Raw genomic sequence first — 16,610 nt, 5'->3', positions numbered from 1 at the left:
GCGATGCAAACCAATCTCGCGGACTTCATTCGCAACACCCCGGACGGCATCGAAGCGGACGCGATCCTGCGCAAGTGCGTGCATTGCGGCTTCTGCACCGCCACCTGCCCGACCTATCAACTGCTTGGCGACGAGCTCGACGGGCCGCGCGGCCGCATCTACCTGATCAAGCAAGTGGTGGAAGGCACGCCGGTCACGCGCAGCACGCAGACGCATCTGGACCGCTGCCTGACCTGCCGCAATTGCGAGTCGACCTGCCCGTCGGGCGTGCAATACGGACGCCTTGTCGAGATCGGCCGCAAGCTGACCGAAGAGCGCGTATCGCGACCGTTCGGACAACGCGTGGTGCGCCGCCTGCTCGCGAGCTTCGTGCCGAACGAGACGCTGTTCACGCCGGCGATGCGCCTCGCCCAGCACGTGCGGCCACTGCTGCCGAAGAAGCTGCGCGACAAGGTGCCGGCGCGCCAGCGCCAGCTCGAATGGCCGAGCGCCACGCACGCGCGCAAGATGCTGCTGCTGGCCGGTTGCGTGCAACCTTCGATGATGCCGAACGTGAACACCGCCACGGCGCGCGTGCTGGATGCACTTGGCATCGAGACGATCGTCGCGCCGGATGCCGGCTGCTGCGGCGCGATCCGCTTGCATCTGGGCTATCACGATGAAGCGCTCGACGACATCCGCGCGAATATCGATGCGTGGTGGCCCTATGTCGAACAGGGCATCGAAGCGATCGTGATGAATGCATCGGGATGCGGCGCGACGGTGAAGGAGTACGCGCATCTGCTGCGCGACGACCCGGCGTATGCGGACAAGGCGCGCCGCATCGTCGAGCTGACGCGCGATGTCGCGGAGATCCTGCCCGAGTTCGAAGAGCCGCTGCTTGCACTGACGCGCCGCCGCGCCGTGCACACCGTTGCGTACCATCCGCCGTGCACGCTGCAGCATGGGCAGCAGATTCGCGGCAAGGTCGAGCATCTGCTCGGCGAGCTTGGCATCGACGTGCGCCTGCCTGTCGATAGTCACCTGTGTTGCGGCTCCGCGGGTACCTATTCGCTGACGCAGCCCGCGCTGTCGTACGCGCTGCGCAACCAGAAGCTCGAGCGGCTGCAGGCGCAGGAGCCGCAGATCATCGTGTCGGCAAACGTCGGCTGCATCGCGCATCTGCAAAGCGGCACATCGACACCGGTCGTGCACTGGATCGAACTGGTCGAACACATGCTGGCTGGTTAACGGCGTCCGTATAATCGGGCTTTACCGCCCTATTACCGCTTAATGTGCAGGTTTTCATGTCCGACCTGATTCACCACCTCGGCGCGGTGCGCGAACGCATCGCGCGCGCCGCGCATGCAGCGGGCCGCGATCCGCAAGCGGTCGCGCTGCTCGCCGTATCGAAGACATTTCCGGCTGAAGATGTGCGCGCCGCGCATGCAGCGGGTCAGCGTGCGTTCGGCGAGAACTACGTGCAGGAAGCGCTCGCGAAGCTCGATGCGCTCGCCGATCTGCGCAACGAACTCGAATGGCATTTCATCGGGCCGCTGCAGTCGAACAAGACACGGCCGGTGGCTGAACGCTTCGACTGGGTTCACTCGGTCGACCGCCTGAAAATCGCCCAACGGCTTTCGGAACAGCGTCCGGATGACTTGCCGCCGCTCAACGTATGCGTGCAGGTCAACGTCAGCGGCGAGGCGTCGAAGTCGGGCCTCGAGCCTGGGGAAGCGGCCGACGTCGCGCACGCGGTAGCGGCATTGCCGAAGCTGCGTCTGCGCGGCCTGATGGCGATTCCCGAACCTGCCGGCGACCTCGAACAGCAACGCGCGCCGCATCGCGCACTGCGTGAGCTGTTCGAGCAATTGCGCGCCGGTGGGCTGGCGCTCGATACGCTGTCGATGGGTATGTCGGGTGATCTCGAAGCCGCCGTGCTGGAAGGCGCGACGATGGTCCGTGTTGGCACGGCGATCTTCGGCGCACGCGATTATTCGCACTGAAATTCGCTCACTGAAATTCGCTCACTGAAATTCGCGCACTAAAATTCACACACTGAAATTCGCGCACTAAATCACGCGCACCAGGGTGCGCGCACTAACCTCGGCTAAATACATCATGAAAATTGCGTTCATTGGCGGCGGCAATATGGCGGCTGCGCTGATCGGCGGTCTGATCAAGCGCGGCGTGGCCGCTGCCGATCTCTATGCGATCGATCCGAACGAAGAGGCGCGCAAGCGCAACGCCGACCAGTTCGGCATCACCACCGGCGCGGCCGCCGACGCGGCATTGCGTCCGTACGACGCCATCGTGCTGGCCGTCAAACCGCAGATCGCAAAGCAGGTTGCAGCACAACTTGCACCGCATCTGTCGGCGCAGCAGCTCGTGATCAGCATCGTCGCGGGCATTCGAGCGGCGGACCTGTCGCGCTGGCTCGGCGGCCATGCGCGCATCGCGCGCACGATGCCGAACACGCCGGCGCTGATCGGCATGGGCGTGGCGGGTCTGGTCGCGCTCGACGGCGTCGACGAAGCGGGACGTGCGCTCGCATCGCAAGTGCTCGGCGCAGTCGGACAAACCGTCTGGTTCGACGACGAAACGAAGATCGACGCGGTCACCGCGATCTCAGGCAGCGGGCCAGCCTATGTGTTCTATTTCATCGAGGCGCTGCAGGAAGCGGCGCGCCGGCTCGGCATGGATGAAGTGCAAGGACGCGCATTGGCGGTTGCCACGTTTACAGGCGCTGCACAGCTGGCCGCGCAATCCGATGAAGCGCCGTCCGTGCTGCGCGAGCGTGTGACGTCGAAAGGCGGTACGACCGCCGCGGCGCTTGCCGCATTCGACGCGCAAAACGTGAAAGAGGCGATCGTCCGCGGTGCACTCGCGGCCGATGCGCGCGCGAAAGAAATGGGCGAAGAGTTCGGCAAGCAGTAACGCGGGTACGGCAGCGCATGCAGGCTGCTGCTTGCGATCGATGCTTGCGCAACGTGTTGCGCAGGCCCGCATTGAATCTCAGGCGACTACGCTCTCACCCACCGCAGAATCAGAACGCCTGCGATGCGTAATTTGCCGCATATTGCGCTGCAATGCCCGCGAACACCGCGCCGCCCAGCCAGTTGTTGTGGCGAAAGGCGGCGAAGCATGCCATCCGGTCGCGCTCGCGTATCAGCGTGTAGTGATAGACCACACAGCCCGCCGCAGCCGCGAGACCGAGCCAGTAGAACACACCATAGCCGAGCACCACGCCGATACCCACGTAGATGCCGAGCGTCACCGCGTAGCACAGCATGATCGCGAACACGTCATAGCGGCCGAAGGTCAACGCGGAAGTACGGATGCCGATCTTGATGTCGTCTTCGCGGTCGACCATCGCGTATTCGGTGTCGTATGCGACCGACCAGAACACATTGGCGATCAGCATCACCCACGCGAGCAATGGCACGTGGCCCTGGATCGCCGCGAAGGCCATCGGAATCCCAAAGCCGAATGCGATGCCCAGATAGGCTTGCGGAATCGCAAAGAAGCGCTTGGTGAACGGATAGGTGCCGGCGACAAACAGCGCAAACACCGACAGTTCTTTGGTCAGCATATTGAGCGGCAAGATCAGCAGGAACGCGAGCAGCGACAGCCCTGCCGCCAATGCAACTGCCTCCCAGGACTTGATCTTGCCGGACGTCAGCGGACGGTTTTCGGTGCGCTTCACGAAGCGGTCGAAATCGCGGTCCGCGTAATCGTTGATCGCACAGCCGGCCGAGCGCATCAAAACCGTGCCCAGCGCGAAGATGACCAGCAGCGATGGCGAAGGCCGGCCTTGCGCGGCAATCCACAGCGCGTTGAGGGTCGGCCACAGCAGCAGCAGGCTGCCAATCGGCTTGTCCATGCGAACAAGGCGCAGATAGAGCGGGAGTCGGGCGAACATGGGGAAAAGGCGTCGAATACGGTGCGGCTATTTTAGTGCACCGTGCGGGTTGCCGGCTTCACGAGCGCCGATCGAACCTGTTACGCGTCAATGCGTGCTGCCGTGCGCGCGGCGCACCCAGCAATAAAAAAGCCCGGCAGATCACATCGATCTACCGGGCTCTTCGAGCGAATCAGGCTGATTTACGCCAGCATCGAACGCAGCATCCACGCGGTCTTTTCATGCGTCTGCATGCGCTGCGTGAGCAGGTCGGCGGTCGGCTCGTCGTGAGCGGATTCCGTTGCCGGGAAGATTTCGCGCGCGGTGCGCACGACGGCTTCCTGCCCTTCCACCAGCTGACGGATCATTTCTTCCGCCAATGGCACGCCGTCCGCTTCCGCAATCGACGACAGCTTGCCGAATTCCTTGTAGCTGCCCGGCGCGAACACACCCAGTGCGCGAATGCGCTCGGCGATCGAATCGACGGCCAATGCCAGCTCGGTGTACTGCGTTTCGAACATCAGATGCAGCGTGTTGAACATCGGACCCGTGACGTTCCAGTGGAAGTTGTGGGTCTTCAGGTACAGCGTGTACGTGTCGGCCAGCAGGCGCGCCAGACCTTCGGCGATCTTCTTGCGGTCTTTATCGCTGATACCGATGTTCACGTGCGAAACGGCTTCTTTTTTGGCCATGATGACTCCTTTGAAGAGTGATTCGAACCGGTCTGCATGCGCGGGGTTGGCGTGTTCGCAACCCTTGTACGCTTAAACGCCCGACAGTGTAGCGTAGAACGCGCCGCATCCGCGCGGCAGGCCGTGCGTACGATGCGCGCGGAGCACCTGTCGCGCGTGCGCGTCACGTCGGCCTCGCGAGCTAGCACTGTGGCCACCGCCGTGACTACAGATGCAGCCACAGCAAGCGCTGCTGTCGTCACCTGTCGTGCGGCTGCCCGGGTTGCTTCAACCGCCAAACAGATGCGCCAGCCCGTGCGCGGCGATCACCGCATAACCACTGCTGACGACTGCAAGACCGAGCATACGGCGCGCGAGCGCCGCGTTCGCCACGTGCTGGGCCTGTTGCACCGAACCTTTACCGCTGATACTCGCCAACACCATTTGCACCATGATCGTTCTCCTTTCCTCAAGCAGCGGCGCAACGCTGGATGCGTGCCACTGCGCTAACTCTTCGTTGCCGGGACGTGCGGCGCCTGTACGGCGACCGACTTTCAATGCGATGCAGCCACCGAAGGCCGCGCATCACGCAGACAACGCGCGATCGACCAGCAGAGCGATGGCAACCGTGCGCAGCGTGCCGGCAACGGACGCGACAGCCTGCAACGGCTGCGCAGCGGACTGCGTATGGTTCATCGGTAATGACTGCATGGCTTCCTCCGGATAGAGCGCTGAAGGGTCGGTGACCCGCGTGGAGGAACTATACCAATACTATCGACTAGAATTATTTAATTAATTTTATCTATTCGATAGGGGTGGAGATTGGCCGCAATCACGAAGGGCGGCGCACGGCCGCCACGCCGTTCAGTTCACCGCTGCCGGCAAATCGAGCTTCCTGACCCCAAGCAGATCGCAGGCCGCAATCGCGTCGCAGATCGCATCGATGGCGGGCATCCGCGTAAAACTCTTGCGCCACGCGAGCACCACACGCCGATCCGGCACCGGCTCGTCGAACGCCACATAGCTGAGCAAGCCAGAGTCGACGCCACCCGCGTGCGGTTTCACTTCATGCACCGACATGCGCGGCAGCACCGTAATACCGACGCCGCTCGCGACCATATGACGAATCGTCTCCAGCGACGAGCCCTCAAACGTCTTCTGAATACCGTCGGCGTTCTGCGAAAAGCGCATCAGTTCGGGGCATACGCCCAGCACATGGTCGCGGAAGCAATGGCCGCTGCCGAGCAGCAGCATGGTTTCCTGCTTCAGGTCGCTCGGATCGATCTTGGCGCGCGACTCCCACGCATGCCCCGACGGCAACGCGACGACGAACGGCTCGTCGTACAGCGGACGCAGCATCAACCCGGTCTCGGGGAACGGCAGCGCCATGATCGCGACGTCGATTTCGCCCTGCTTGAGCAGCTCGATCAGCTTGAGCGTGTAGTTTTCCTGCAGCATCAGCGGCATCTGCGGCACGCGCTTGATCATCTGCTTGACGAGCGTGGGCAGCAGGTACGGTCCGATCGTGTAGATCACGCCCAGGCGCAGCGGACCGACCAGCGGATCCTTGCCCTGTTTGGCGATTTCCTTGATGGCGAGCGTCTGTTCGAGCACGCGCTGCGCCTGCGTAACGATCTGCTCGCCGATCGGCGTGACGCTGACCTCGCTGGTGCCGCGCTCGAAGATCTGCACGTTCAGTTCGTCTTCGAGCTTCTTGATCGCGACCGACAGTGTCGGCTGGCTGACGAAACACGCCTCCGCCGCACGGCCGAAATGCCGCTCGCGAGCGACGGCCACGATGTATTTCAATTCAGTGAGCGTCATGGGGACCAATCAGGGCAATGAATTTGATAGGTTTCAGTTATACACCGATGGGGCCAATTCGCCAACCCGTCGCGCGCACGAAAGCTATGCGTCGCTTCGCGGCGCGATCGAAACGCGCGGTCGGGCGGCTGTCAAGCTTTCAGATACTGCTCGCGCGCGCCGAGCCAGCGCGCCAGTTGCTGCGTGACGGCATCCGGATATTCGGCCAGCAGCTGCGCGGCTGCCTCGCGCGCCGGCTCGATCAGCCAGCCGTCCTGCTGCAGGTCGGCAAAGCGCAGCATCGCCGCGCCCGACTGGCGCGCGCCGAGAAATTCGCCGGGACCGCGGATCTCGAGGTCGCGCCGCGCGATTTCGAAGCCGTCGGTGGTCTCGCGCATCGTCTGCAACCGCGCGCGGCCCGCAATCGACAGCGGCCCCGCGTACACGAGCACGCACACCGAAGCCGTCGTGCCGCGTCCAACCCGCCCGCGTAACTGGTGCAATTGCGCGAGCCCGAAGCGCTCGGCGTGCTCGATCACCATTAGCGACGCGTTCGGCACGTCGACGCCGACTTCGATCACCGTGGTCGCCACCAGCAGCTGCACCTCGTTGCGCGTGAAGGCGTCCATCACGGCGGCTTTCTCCGCCGGTGCGAGCCGGCCGTGCACGAGGCCGACTTTCAGCTCCGGCAACGCGGCCGCGAGCGTTTCATAAGTCTCCACTGCGGTTTGCAGCTGCAGCGTCTCGCTTTCCTCGATCAACGGACACACCCAGTACACCTGGCGCCCCGTCAGCGCGGCCTCGCGCACGCGGCCGATCACTTCTTCGCGGCGTGCGTCGGAGACCAGCTTGGTCAGGATCGGTGTGCGGCCGGGCGGCAGTTCGTCGATCGTCGATACGTCCAGGTCGGCGTAGTAGGTCATCGCGAGAGTGCGCGGAATCGGCGTCGCGGACATCATCAGCTGATGCGGCTGGAACGCGCGCGCGCCATCGGCCGCGTTGTGCGCCTTGGCGCGCAGCGCAAGCCGCTGCGCGACGCCGAAGCGGTGCTGCTCGTCGACGATCACGAGGCCCAGGCGCGCGAACTCCACGGCGTCCTGGATGATCGCGTGCGTGCCGATCATGAGTTGCGCGGTGCCGAGCGCGGCCGCTTCGATGGCGGCGCGCTTCTGCTTCGTTTTCAGGCTGCCCGCAAGCCACGCGACCGTCACGCCGAGCGGTTCGAGCCAGCCGCGCAGCTTGCGGGCGTGCTGCTCGGCGAGGATTTCGGTGGGCGCCATCAGCGCGGCCTGGTAGCCGGCGTCGATGGCCTGCGCGGCGGCCAGCGCCGCGACCACCGTCTTGCCGCTGCCGACGTCGCCTTGCAACAGCCGCTGCATCGGGTGCGGCTGCGTCAGATCGTGCGCGAGCTCGGCGCCGACGCGCTGCTGCGCGCCGGTCAGCGCGAACGGCAGCGCCGCCAGCAAACGCGCGACCAGCGAATTTGCGTCGTGCTCCGCGCGCCGCGGCATCACCGGTGCGCTGCGGGTGCGGCGCTCTTCGTGCGCGCGCTTGAGCGACAACTGCTGCGCCAGCAGTTCCTCGAACTTGATGCGGGTCCACGCAGGATGCGTGCCGTCGATCAGCGCGGTTTCGTCCGCATCGGCGCTCGGGTGATGCAGCGTGCGCACCGCTTCCATCAGCGGCGGCAAGTCGAGCGGCCGCAGATACGCGTGCGCGACCGGCTCCGGCAGCAACTCCGGCAGCGTGGTGCGCGACAGCGCGTTGTCGATCGCCTTGCGCAAATACGCCTGGCTGATGCCCGCGGTGCTCGGATAGACCGGCGTCAGCGCTTGCGGCAGCGGCGTGTCTTCGTCGACCACGCGCACCGCCGGATGCACCATCTCCATGCCGAAGAAGCCGCCGCGCACGTCGCCGCGCACGCGCAACCGCACGCCATGCGCCATCTGCTTGACCTGCGAGCCGTAAAAGTTCAGGAAGCGCAGCACCAGTTCGTCGCCTGCGTCATCGCGCAGCTTGACCAGCAGCTGGCGGCGCGGCCGGTACGCGATCTCGTTGTCGAACACCACGCCTTCGGTCTGCGAGATACCGCCGGGCAGCAGTTCGCCGATCGGCGTCAGCGACGTCTCGTCTTCGTAGCGCATCGGCAGATGCAGCACGAGGTCGATGTCGCGCGTGAGCCCGAGCTTGGCGAGTTTGTCGGCTGTGCCGGTGCCGGCGGGTTTCTGTGCAGCGGCTTTTTGCGCAGCGGGTTTCGATGCGGGCTGTCCGGCGCCGCGCTTGCGCGCCGCCTTCTGCGCGGGCGGGTCCGCGGCGTCCGTGCTCAGGCCGCTGGCCTGAACGCCGGCCTGATCCTCCGCCAGCACCAGCTTGCCGCTCGCCGTGCGGCGCTTGCGCGGCATGGCAGCCGGATCATCGGGTTCGACAGGCGGACGGCGTTCGGACAAAGGCATGAGTCGCTTCGCAAGTACAATATCGGGTTTCCAGGGTAGGACGGCAGTCGGGCTCGCGACGCGCGCCGCCGCGGCAACGTCCCGCAATCATAGCCGCTCGGCGCGCCGCATCGAACCGGGCCGCACGCTTGCCGCGCGCATTACTGCGCGCCGATACCCTGCCATCCCGCTTTTTGCATCGGTTTCATACCCACCAGCTTGCATGTTCACGCTTTCCGATTTCGATTTCGCGCTGCCCCCTGAACTGATCGCGCAGGTCGCACTGCCTGAGCGCAGCGCAAGCCGCCTGCTCGAGGTAGACAGCCAGACCAGCCCGGCCACGCTGGTCGACCGCGGCTTTGCCGAACTGCCTGCGTGCATCGCGCCGGGCGACCTGCTGGTGTTCAACGACACCAAGGTGCTGAAGGCGCGCTTTCTCGGCCACAAGACAAGCGGCGGCAAGATCGAAGTGCTGATCGAACGGCTGACCGGCGAGCGCACCGCGCTGGCGCAGATCCGCGCGAGCAAGAGCCCGGGCACCGGCACCACGCTGCGGCTCGCCGACGCGTTCGACGTGACGGTCGGCGAGCGCGTCGAACCGTTCTACACGCTGCATTTCCCCGCCGACTGCCTGACGCTGATCGAGCAGTACGGCCGCCTGCCGCTGCCGCCGTACATCGAGCACGATCCCGACGCGATCGACGAAACGCGTTATCAGACGGTCTACGCGCAGAACCCGGGCGCGGTCGCCGCGCCGACTGCGGGCCTGCATTTCGACGACGCGCTGTTCGCGCGACTCGACGAGCGCGGCGTGCAGCGCGCAACGCTGACGCTGCACGTCGGCGCGGGCACCTTCCAGCCGGTGCGGGTCGAGAAGATCGCGGAGCACAAGATGCACAGCGAGTGGTATCAACTGCCGCAAACACTGGTCGACCAGATCGCCGCCGTGCGCGCACGCGGCAACCGGGTGATCGCGGTCGGCACCACGTCGATGCGTGCGCTCGAAGCGGCCGCGCGCGACGCCGAAGCGGCCGGCAAACCGCTCGCCGCGACCAGCGCGGAAACAGACATCTTCATCACCCCGGGCTACCGCTTTCGCGTGGTCGACCGGCTGGTGACGAACTTCCATCTGCCGAAGTCGACGCTGCTGATGCTGGTGTCGGCGTTCGCCGGCATCGACACGATCCGCGCCGCGTATCGCCATGCGATCGACGAGCGTTACCGCTTTTTCAGTTACGGCGACGCGATGCTGCTTACGCGCCGGGACAACGTCTGATGCGCGCCCCTGATGCACGCGGCCTTATCGGTGCATCGGTTGCCATCGCCGTTTCATCTGCCGCCGGATTCGCTCCGGCAGCGTTCATTATTTGCGCCGGACTGTCTTCCGGTGGCACAGGAGCTTTCCCATGACCGACGGTCATCCTCACGATCCGCGCGACGCGCGCGACGACCACGGCGCGTATCTGGGCGAACGCCCGGCCAACGGCCTGCAATTCGAACTGCTCGCGACCGACGGCCAGGCGCGCCGCGGCCGCCTGACGCTGAATCACGGCGTGATCGAAACGCCGATCTTCATGCCGGTCGGCACCTACGGCACGGTCAAGGCAATCCAGCCGCGCGAGCTCGAAGAAATCCGCGCGCAGATCATCCTCGGCAACACGTTTCACCTGTGGCTGCGTCCGGGCCTCGACACGATCGCCGCGCACGGCGGCCTGCACCGCTTCATGGGCTGGCAGCGGCCGATCCTGACCGATTCGGGCGGCTTCCAGGTGTTCTCGCTCGGCGATCTGCGCAAGATCACCGAAGACGGCGTGACGTTTGCGTCGCCGATCAACGGCGACAAGCTGTTTCTGTCGCCGGAAGTGTCGATGCAGGTCCAGAAGGTGCTGAACTCGGACATCGTGATGCAGTTCGACGAATGCACACCGTACGCGACCAACGGCGTGCCGACTTCGCATCAGGACGCAGCGGACTCGATGCGCATGTCGATGCGCTGGGCGCAGCGTTCGATCGACGAATTCAACCGGCTCGGCAATCCGAACGCGCTATTCGGCATCGTGCAGGGCGGCATGTTCGAAGACCTGCGCGACGAATCGCTGGCGGGCTTGTCGGAGATCGGCTTCCACGGCTTTGCGATCGGCGGGCTGTCGGTCGGCGAGCCGAAGGAAGACATGATGCGGGTGCTCGAACACATCGCACCGAAGCTGCCCGCCGACAAGCCGCACTACCTGATGGGCGTCGGCACGCCGGAAGACCTGGTGGCAGGCGTCGCGGCCGGCGTCGACATGTTCGACTGCGTGATGCCGACCCGCAACGCGCGCAATGGCTGGCTGTTCACCCGCTTCGGCGACGTGAAGATCCGCAACGCAGTCCACAAGAACTCGCTGCGCCCACTCGACGAACAATGCGGCTGCTACACGTGCCGCAACTTCACGCGCGGCTATCTGCACCATCTGCATCGCGTCGGCGAGATTCTCGGCGCGCAGCTGAACACCATTCACAACCTGCATTACTACCTCGAATTGATGCAGGAAATGCGCGACGCGATCGGCGCTGGCCTGTTTGACACGTTCCGCAAGCAGTTTCACGATAACCGGGCGCGCGGCATCGACTGAGTTCCGTCGCCGGTCCGGCATTCGCGCCGTAACGGGCGGCCGCCCGATAAATTACAATTTACTTTCGACCGCGTATGCCATCCGGCTGCGCGGTCGTCCCGCAGTTCGGGATCGGGCGCCGGGGCGTCGTACAGAAGCCCTGTGCAGCCCTTGTGACAAGCAATCGCGACCTGTTCGGCAAGCCGAATCGGCGTGCCGTCGTACAAATGGCCGGTGGTAGAATACTCGGCTGACTTTTTTTGACTGGTATAAACGGAGAGACCAACGTGCCGTCGTTCATTTCTAATGCATTCGGGCAAGGTAGTGCCGCAGGGGGCGCCGAATCGAGCCTGATGAGCTTTTTGCCGCTCATCCTGATGTTCGCGGTGCTCTATTTCATCATGATCCGCCCGCAGATGAAGCGTCAGAAGGAACATCGCAGCATGCTCGCGGCCATGGCCAAGGGCGATGAAGTCGTGACCAACGGCGGGATCGTCGGCAAGGTGACCAAGGTCACCGACGCATATGTCGGCGTCGAGATCGCCGAAGGCACGGAAATCACCGTGCAGAAGGCTTCGGTCACCACGATTCTCCCGAAGGGTACGATCAAATCGCTGTAAGGCCTGCGCTGAAGGGCATGGGTCGCGAGGCGCCGCCAATGCGTCCCGCCCCGCCCCGACCGGCCCCGCGGCAGGTGAAGGAACCCGGCACTACACCGTTTCCGTCACCTGCCGCCGCGCACCGCCTACTGCATCGCCTCTGAGCCAAGCTTCCGTCGGACCCATCCCATGAATCGTTACCCCCTCTGGAAATATGTCGTGATGCTGGTGGCGCTCGTCATCGGCCTCGTGTACACGCTGCCCAATTTCTTCGGCGAAGCGCCGGCGGTGCAGGTGTCGAGCGGCAAGGCCACGGTCAAGCTCGATTCGACCACGCTGTCGCAGGTCGAAGCGGCACTCGCATCCAGCCAGATCAAGCCGGACGACATCACGTTCGACAATTCCGCGACCAATGCGAACATCCGCGTGCGGCTGCCGGATACCGATACGCAGCTGCGCGTGAAAGACCTGCTGCAAAAGTCGCTGAACAGCGACCCGACGGACCCGCAGTACATCGTCGCGCTGAACCTGCAAAGCGCGTCGCCGCGCTGGCTGACCGCGCTGCACGCATTGCCGATGTATCTCGGCCTTGACCTGCGCGGCGGTGTGCACTTCCTGCTGCAGGTCGACATGAAGGGCGCACTGAACAAGAAACTCGATTCAGACGCGGCGGACGCCCGCACGTTGCTGCGCGACAAGCGCATTCGCGACGGCGGCGTGAACCGCGTCGACCAGTCGGTGGTCGTGAACTTCTCGGACCAGAGCGCGGCCGATGCGGCGCGCACGGAACTCACCGCGGGCGTCACGGAACTGCAGTGGGCGACGCAACCGGCACCAACCGGCGGCTTCCAGGTCGTCGGCACCTTCACGCCGGACGTGCAGCGAACCGTGCAGGACGCTGCGCTCAAGCAGAACATCACGACGCTGCATAACCGCGTGAACGAACTGGGCGTCGCGGAACCGGTGATCCAGCAGCAAGGCAACGACCGCATCGTGGTCGAACTGCCGGGCGTGCAGGATACGGCCAAGGCGAAGGACATCATCGGCCGCACGGCAACGCTCGAAGCGCGCCTCGCCGACCCGAACAACCTGCATCCGAATCCGAGCGACCCGGTGCCGCCGGGCGACGAACTGTTCACGCAGGGCAACCAGGCGCCGGTAATGCTGCGCAAGCAGGTGATCTTCACCGGCGACCGCATCATCGACGCGTCGGCCGGCTTCGACGAGCACCAGCGTCCGTCGGTCAATATCCGTCTCGACTCCGCAGGCGGCCGCGCGGTGCGCACGGTGTCGCGCGACAACATCGGCAAGCCGATGGCGATGGTGCTGTTCGAAAAGGGCAAGGGCGAAGTGCTGACGGTGGCGACGATCCAGTCCGAACTGGGCGACCGCTTCCAGATCACCGGCCAGCCGACGCCGCAAGCCGCAACCGATCTGGCGCTGCTGCTGCGCGCCGGCTCGCTCGCCGCGCCGATGGACATCATCGAGGAACGCACGATCGGCCCGAGCCTCGGCGCCGACAACATCAAGAAGGGCTTCGATTCGGTCGTCTACGGCTTTATCGCGATTGCCGCCTTCATGATCGCGTACTACATGCTGTTCGGCCTGATCTCGATGATCGCGCTGTCGGTGAACCTGCTGTTGCTGGTGGCGATCCTGTCGATGCTGCAGGCCACGCTGACGCTGCCCGGCATCGCCGCTATCGCGCTCGCGCTCGGTATGGCGATCGACGCGAACGTGCTGATCAACGAGCGCGTGCGCGAAGAACTGCGCAACGGCGCGCAGCCGCAACTGGCCATCCAGAACGGCTATGCGCATGCATGGGCCACCATTCTCGACTCCAACGTCACCACCCTGATCGCCGGTCTCGCGCTGCTCGCGTTCGGTTCGGGCCCGGTGCGCGGCTTCGCGGTGGTGCACTGCATCGGCATCATGACGTCGATGTTCTCGGCGGTGTTCTTCTCGCGCGGCCTCGTGAACCTGTGGTACGGCGGCAAGAAGAAGCTGAAGTCGCTGGCGGTAGGCCAGGTGTGGCGTCCGGCCACGCCGGACGGCGCGGCCGCAGCCTTCATCGAAGACGACACCGAGACCGGCACGCCCGGCACCGCCGGCAAGGCGCGCGCCGTGACTGCGCCGGCCCTGTCGAAGAAGGCCGCTGCGGCGCAGGCACGTGCTGCCGGCAAGCCGACCGTGCGCCGTCGCGACGGGTCGTCGAATGCCGGCACGCCCGGCGGTTCGGCATCGAATACGCCCAAGAAACCGGGTTCGCCCCGCTGAAGCCCGGAGAACGAGACCATGGAATTTTTCCGCATCCGCAAAGACATTCCGTTCATGCAGCGCGCGTTGATCTTCAACGCGATCTCGCTGCTGACGTTTATCGCTGCCGTATTCTTCCTGCTGCATCGCGGGCTGCATCTTTCGGTGGAGTTCACCGGCGGCACGGTGATCGAAGTGCAGTATCCGCAAGCGGTGCCGCTCGAGCCGGTGCGCGCGACGCTCGACAAGCTCGGCTACGGCGACGCGCAGGTGCAGAACTTCGGCACGTCGCGCGACGTGCTGATCCGCCTGCCGCTGAAGCAGGGCTTCACCTCCGCGCAGCAAAGCGACCAGGTGATGGGCGCGCTGAAAGCAGACAACGCGCAGGCGCAGCTGCAACGCGTCGAGTTCGTCGGCCCGCAGGTCGGCAAGGAGCTCGCAACCGACGGCCTGCTCGCACTCGCGTGCGTGGTGGCCGGTATCGTGATCTACCTGTCGTTCCGCTTCGAATGGAAGTACGCGGTTGCCGGCGTGATCGCCAACCTGCACGACGTGGTGATCATCCTCGGCTTCTTCGCGTTCTTCCAGTGGGAGTTCTCGCTGTCGGTGCTGGCCGCGGTGCTCGCGGTGCTCGGCTACTCGGTCAACGAATCGGTGGTTATCTTCGACCGGATTCGCGAAACCTTCCGCCGCGAACGCAAGCTGAGCGTGATCGAAGTGATCAACCACGCGATCACCAGCACGATGTCGCGAACCGTCATCACGCACGGCTGTACGCAGATGATGGTGCTGTCGATGTTCCTGTTCGGCGGCCCGACGCTGCACTACTTCGCGCTCGCGCTGACGGTCGGTATCCTGTTCGGTATCTACTCGTCGGTGTTCGTTGCGGCAGCGCTGGCGATGTGGCTCGGCGTCAAGCGTGAAGACCTGCTGAAGGACAAGAAGGAACGTCACGACCCGAACGATCCGAACGCAGGCGCGCAAGTCTGAGCGCTGCGGATCAGATAGCAGAAGAACAAAAGGCCGGTTCGAATCGCGAACCGGCCTTTTTTTTGGGTACGCGGCAAGCGCCTGCGCTTTATCTCAAACCCAGCCGGCGCCGCGCCGTCAGCAACGCAATCACGCTCAGCGCGGCCGCGGCGATCAGATAGAAACTCGGTGCCGCCTTCGAACCCGTCGCGCCGATCAGCCATGCGATGATGAACGGCCCGAAGCCGCCGAACACCAGCACGGCGATGTTATACGCGAGCGACATACCGGTTGTGCGCGTGGCCACCGGAAACAGCTCGGACAGCAGGCCCGGCAGTGCGCCGAAGTAGCCGGTCATCAGCAAGCCGAACGCCACCTGCATCGCGATCAGCGCGCCGAAGGTCGGGTGCGCCACCAGCAATACGAAGCCCGGATAAATCAGCACCGCGAGCAGCACCGCCGGCACCAGCATCACGTTGACGCGGCCAAGCCGGTCGGACAGATGCCCGACCACCGGCGCAAACACCAGCTGGATCACGCCGGTCAGCGCCGTCGCCGCGAACGCAACCGACGGCGCGAGCCCGAGCTGCCTGACGCCGTAAGTCGGCATGAACAGCACCAGATAGGTCGACACGGTGCCGAGCACGACCGTGCCGATGCCGATCAGGAGCCGCAGCTTGTGGCTCGCAAACGTGTCGCGTAGCGGCGTCGCGGTGGGATCGGCGGCAAGAAACTCCGGTGTTTCATCCAGACGCGTGCGGATGTACCACGCGACCGGCCCGATCAGCAGACCAAACAGGAACGGCACGCGCCAGCCCCACGCGTCGAGCTGCTGCGGCGTCAGCTGGTTGGTCAGCACTGCGCCGAAGCCGGCTGCCAGCAGCGTCGTCAGGCCCTGGCTGGCGACCTGCCAGCTCGCAAAAAAGCCACGGCGCGCGGGCTCGTGTTCCGCGAGAAATGCGGTTGCGCTGCCGAACTCCCCGCCTGCCGAAAACCCTTGCACCAGGCGCGCCGCAACCAGAATCAGCGGCGCCGCGATGCCGATCGACGCATACGTCGGCAGTACGACAATCACGAGCGTGCCGCTCATCATCAGCAGGATCGACAGCGTCAACGCCGCCTTGCGGCCGGCGCGGTCCGCATAAGTGCCGAGCACGATCGCGCCGAGCGGCCTCATGAAGAACGACACGCCGAACGTGCCGAGTGTCAGCAACAGCGACACCGCGTCGTTGCCCGCCGGAAAGAACAGCCTCGCGATGATGACCGCAAAGAACCCATAGACGACCAGATCGAACCACTCCAGCGCGTTGCCGATCGACGCGGCCAGCACGAGGCGCCATGATCCGGCGCGCTCCGCGCTCATGCGCGCGGCTGTCGTTGCACTCATGTTGATCTCCGATGCGCGC

At 64.8% G+C, this 16,610-nt stretch carries 15 protein-coding genes; 8 read left to right on the top strand and 7 right to left on the bottom strand.

The annotated features are described in order from the left end of the window. Positions 1 to 3 precede the first annotated feature (3 nt). From glcF to proC, 3 genes are all read left to right on the top strand, one after another. Positions 4 to 1,230, top strand: a complete 1,227-nt coding sequence (gene glcF / locus ACYVNQ_RS26640) for a glycolate oxidase subunit GlcF (RefSeq protein ID WP_460906468.1) — start codon at positions 4 to 6, stop codon at positions 1,228 to 1,230. A 56-nt stretch (positions 1,231 to 1,286) separates the two neighbouring features. Further along, entirely contained in the window at positions 1,287 to 1,985 is a 699-nt protein-coding gene (locus ACYVNQ_RS26635; protein WP_460906466.1) for a YggS family pyridoxal phosphate-dependent enzyme, read from the top strand. Positions 1,986 to 2,100: 115 nt separating this feature from the next. Beyond that, a complete protein-coding gene (gene proC, locus ACYVNQ_RS26630) occupies positions 2,101 to 2,916 on the top strand; it encodes a pyrroline-5-carboxylate reductase (protein ID WP_460906464.1) in 816 nt (271 codons plus the stop codon). 109 nt (positions 2,917 to 3,025) lie between these two features. On the opposite strand, the gene ubiA is transcribed toward proC, so the two are convergent. From ubiA to recG, 6 genes are all read right to left on the bottom strand, one after another. Next, positions 3,026 to 3,901 carry a 4-hydroxybenzoate octaprenyltransferase gene (ubiA, locus tag ACYVNQ_RS26625; protein ID WP_460906462.1) on the bottom strand — a complete coding sequence of 292 codons (876 nt, stop codon included), beginning with the start codon at positions 3,899 to 3,901 and terminating at the stop codon, positions 3,026 to 3,028. A 182-nt stretch (positions 3,902 to 4,083) separates the two neighbouring features. Then, positions 4,084 to 4,572: a Dps family protein gene (locus tag ACYVNQ_RS26620; protein ID WP_460906460.1), complete on the bottom strand. Its 489-nt coding sequence runs from the start codon at positions 4,570 to 4,572 to the stop codon at positions 4,084 to 4,086. Between the two features lie 267 nt (positions 4,573 to 4,839). After that, the gene (locus ACYVNQ_RS26615; protein WP_460906458.1) at positions 4,840 to 5,004 is read right to left on the bottom strand and encodes a hypothetical protein; all 165 of its coding nucleotides are present in this window, start codon (positions 5,002 to 5,004) and stop codon (positions 4,840 to 4,842) included. 132 nt (positions 5,005 to 5,136) lie between these two features. Continuing rightward, positions 5,137 to 5,262, bottom strand: a complete 126-nt coding sequence (locus tag ACYVNQ_RS26610; RefSeq protein WP_460906456.1) for a hypothetical protein — start codon at positions 5,260 to 5,262, stop codon at positions 5,137 to 5,139. Between the two features lie 153 nt (positions 5,263 to 5,415). After that, positions 5,416 to 6,375 carry a LysR substrate-binding domain-containing protein gene (locus ACYVNQ_RS26605; protein WP_460906454.1) on the bottom strand — a complete coding sequence of 320 codons (960 nt, stop codon included), beginning with the start codon at positions 6,373 to 6,375 and terminating at the stop codon, positions 5,416 to 5,418. Positions 6,376 to 6,506: 131 nt separating this feature from the next. Next, complete coding sequence (recG, locus tag ACYVNQ_RS26600; protein ID WP_460906452.1) at positions 6,507 to 8,807, bottom strand: ATP-dependent DNA helicase RecG; 2,301 nt, start codon at positions 8,805 to 8,807, stop codon at positions 6,507 to 6,509. Between the two features lie 202 nt (positions 8,808 to 9,009). On the opposite strand from recG, the gene queA reads away from it, so the two are divergent. The 5 genes from queA to secF all read left to right on the top strand — a co-directional run bounded on the left by queA (position 9,010) and on the right by secF (position 15,225). Then, positions 9,010 to 10,062 (top strand): tRNA preQ1(34) S-adenosylmethionine ribosyltransferase-isomerase QueA, encoded by a 1,053-nt coding sequence (gene queA, locus ACYVNQ_RS26595; protein WP_460906450.1) that lies wholly within the window; start codon positions 9,010 to 9,012, stop codon positions 10,060 to 10,062. Between the two features lie 130 nt (positions 10,063 to 10,192). Beyond that, entirely contained in the window at positions 10,193 to 11,401 is a 1,209-nt protein-coding gene (gene tgt, locus ACYVNQ_RS26590) for a tRNA guanosine(34) transglycosylase Tgt (protein ID WP_460906448.1), read from the top strand. Positions 11,402 to 11,733: 332 nt separating this feature from the next. Next, positions 11,734 to 12,000: a preprotein translocase subunit YajC gene (gene yajC / locus ACYVNQ_RS26585; protein WP_460907699.1), complete on the top strand. Its 267-nt coding sequence runs from the start codon at positions 11,734 to 11,736 to the stop codon at positions 11,998 to 12,000. A 168-nt stretch (positions 12,001 to 12,168) separates the two neighbouring features. After that, positions 12,169 to 14,256: a protein translocase subunit SecD gene (gene secD / locus ACYVNQ_RS26580; RefSeq protein WP_460906446.1), complete on the top strand. Its 2,088-nt coding sequence runs from the start codon at positions 12,169 to 12,171 to the stop codon at positions 14,254 to 14,256. A gap of 18 nt (positions 14,257 to 14,274) precedes the next feature. Continuing rightward, entirely contained in the window at positions 14,275 to 15,225 is a 951-nt protein-coding gene (secF, locus tag ACYVNQ_RS26575; protein ID WP_460906444.1) for a protein translocase subunit SecF, read from the top strand. Positions 15,226 to 15,313: 88 nt separating this feature from the next. Here secF and ACYVNQ_RS26570 read toward each other — a convergent pair whose 3' ends face one another. Next, entirely contained in the window at positions 15,314 to 16,591 is a 1,278-nt protein-coding gene (locus tag ACYVNQ_RS26570) for an MFS transporter (RefSeq protein WP_460906442.1), read from the bottom strand. Positions 16,592 to 16,610: the final 19 nt, after the last annotated feature.

The organism is Paraburkholderia jirisanensis, from assembly GCF_054782355.1.
This window is presented reverse-complemented; position numbering and strand designations above follow the sequence as displayed.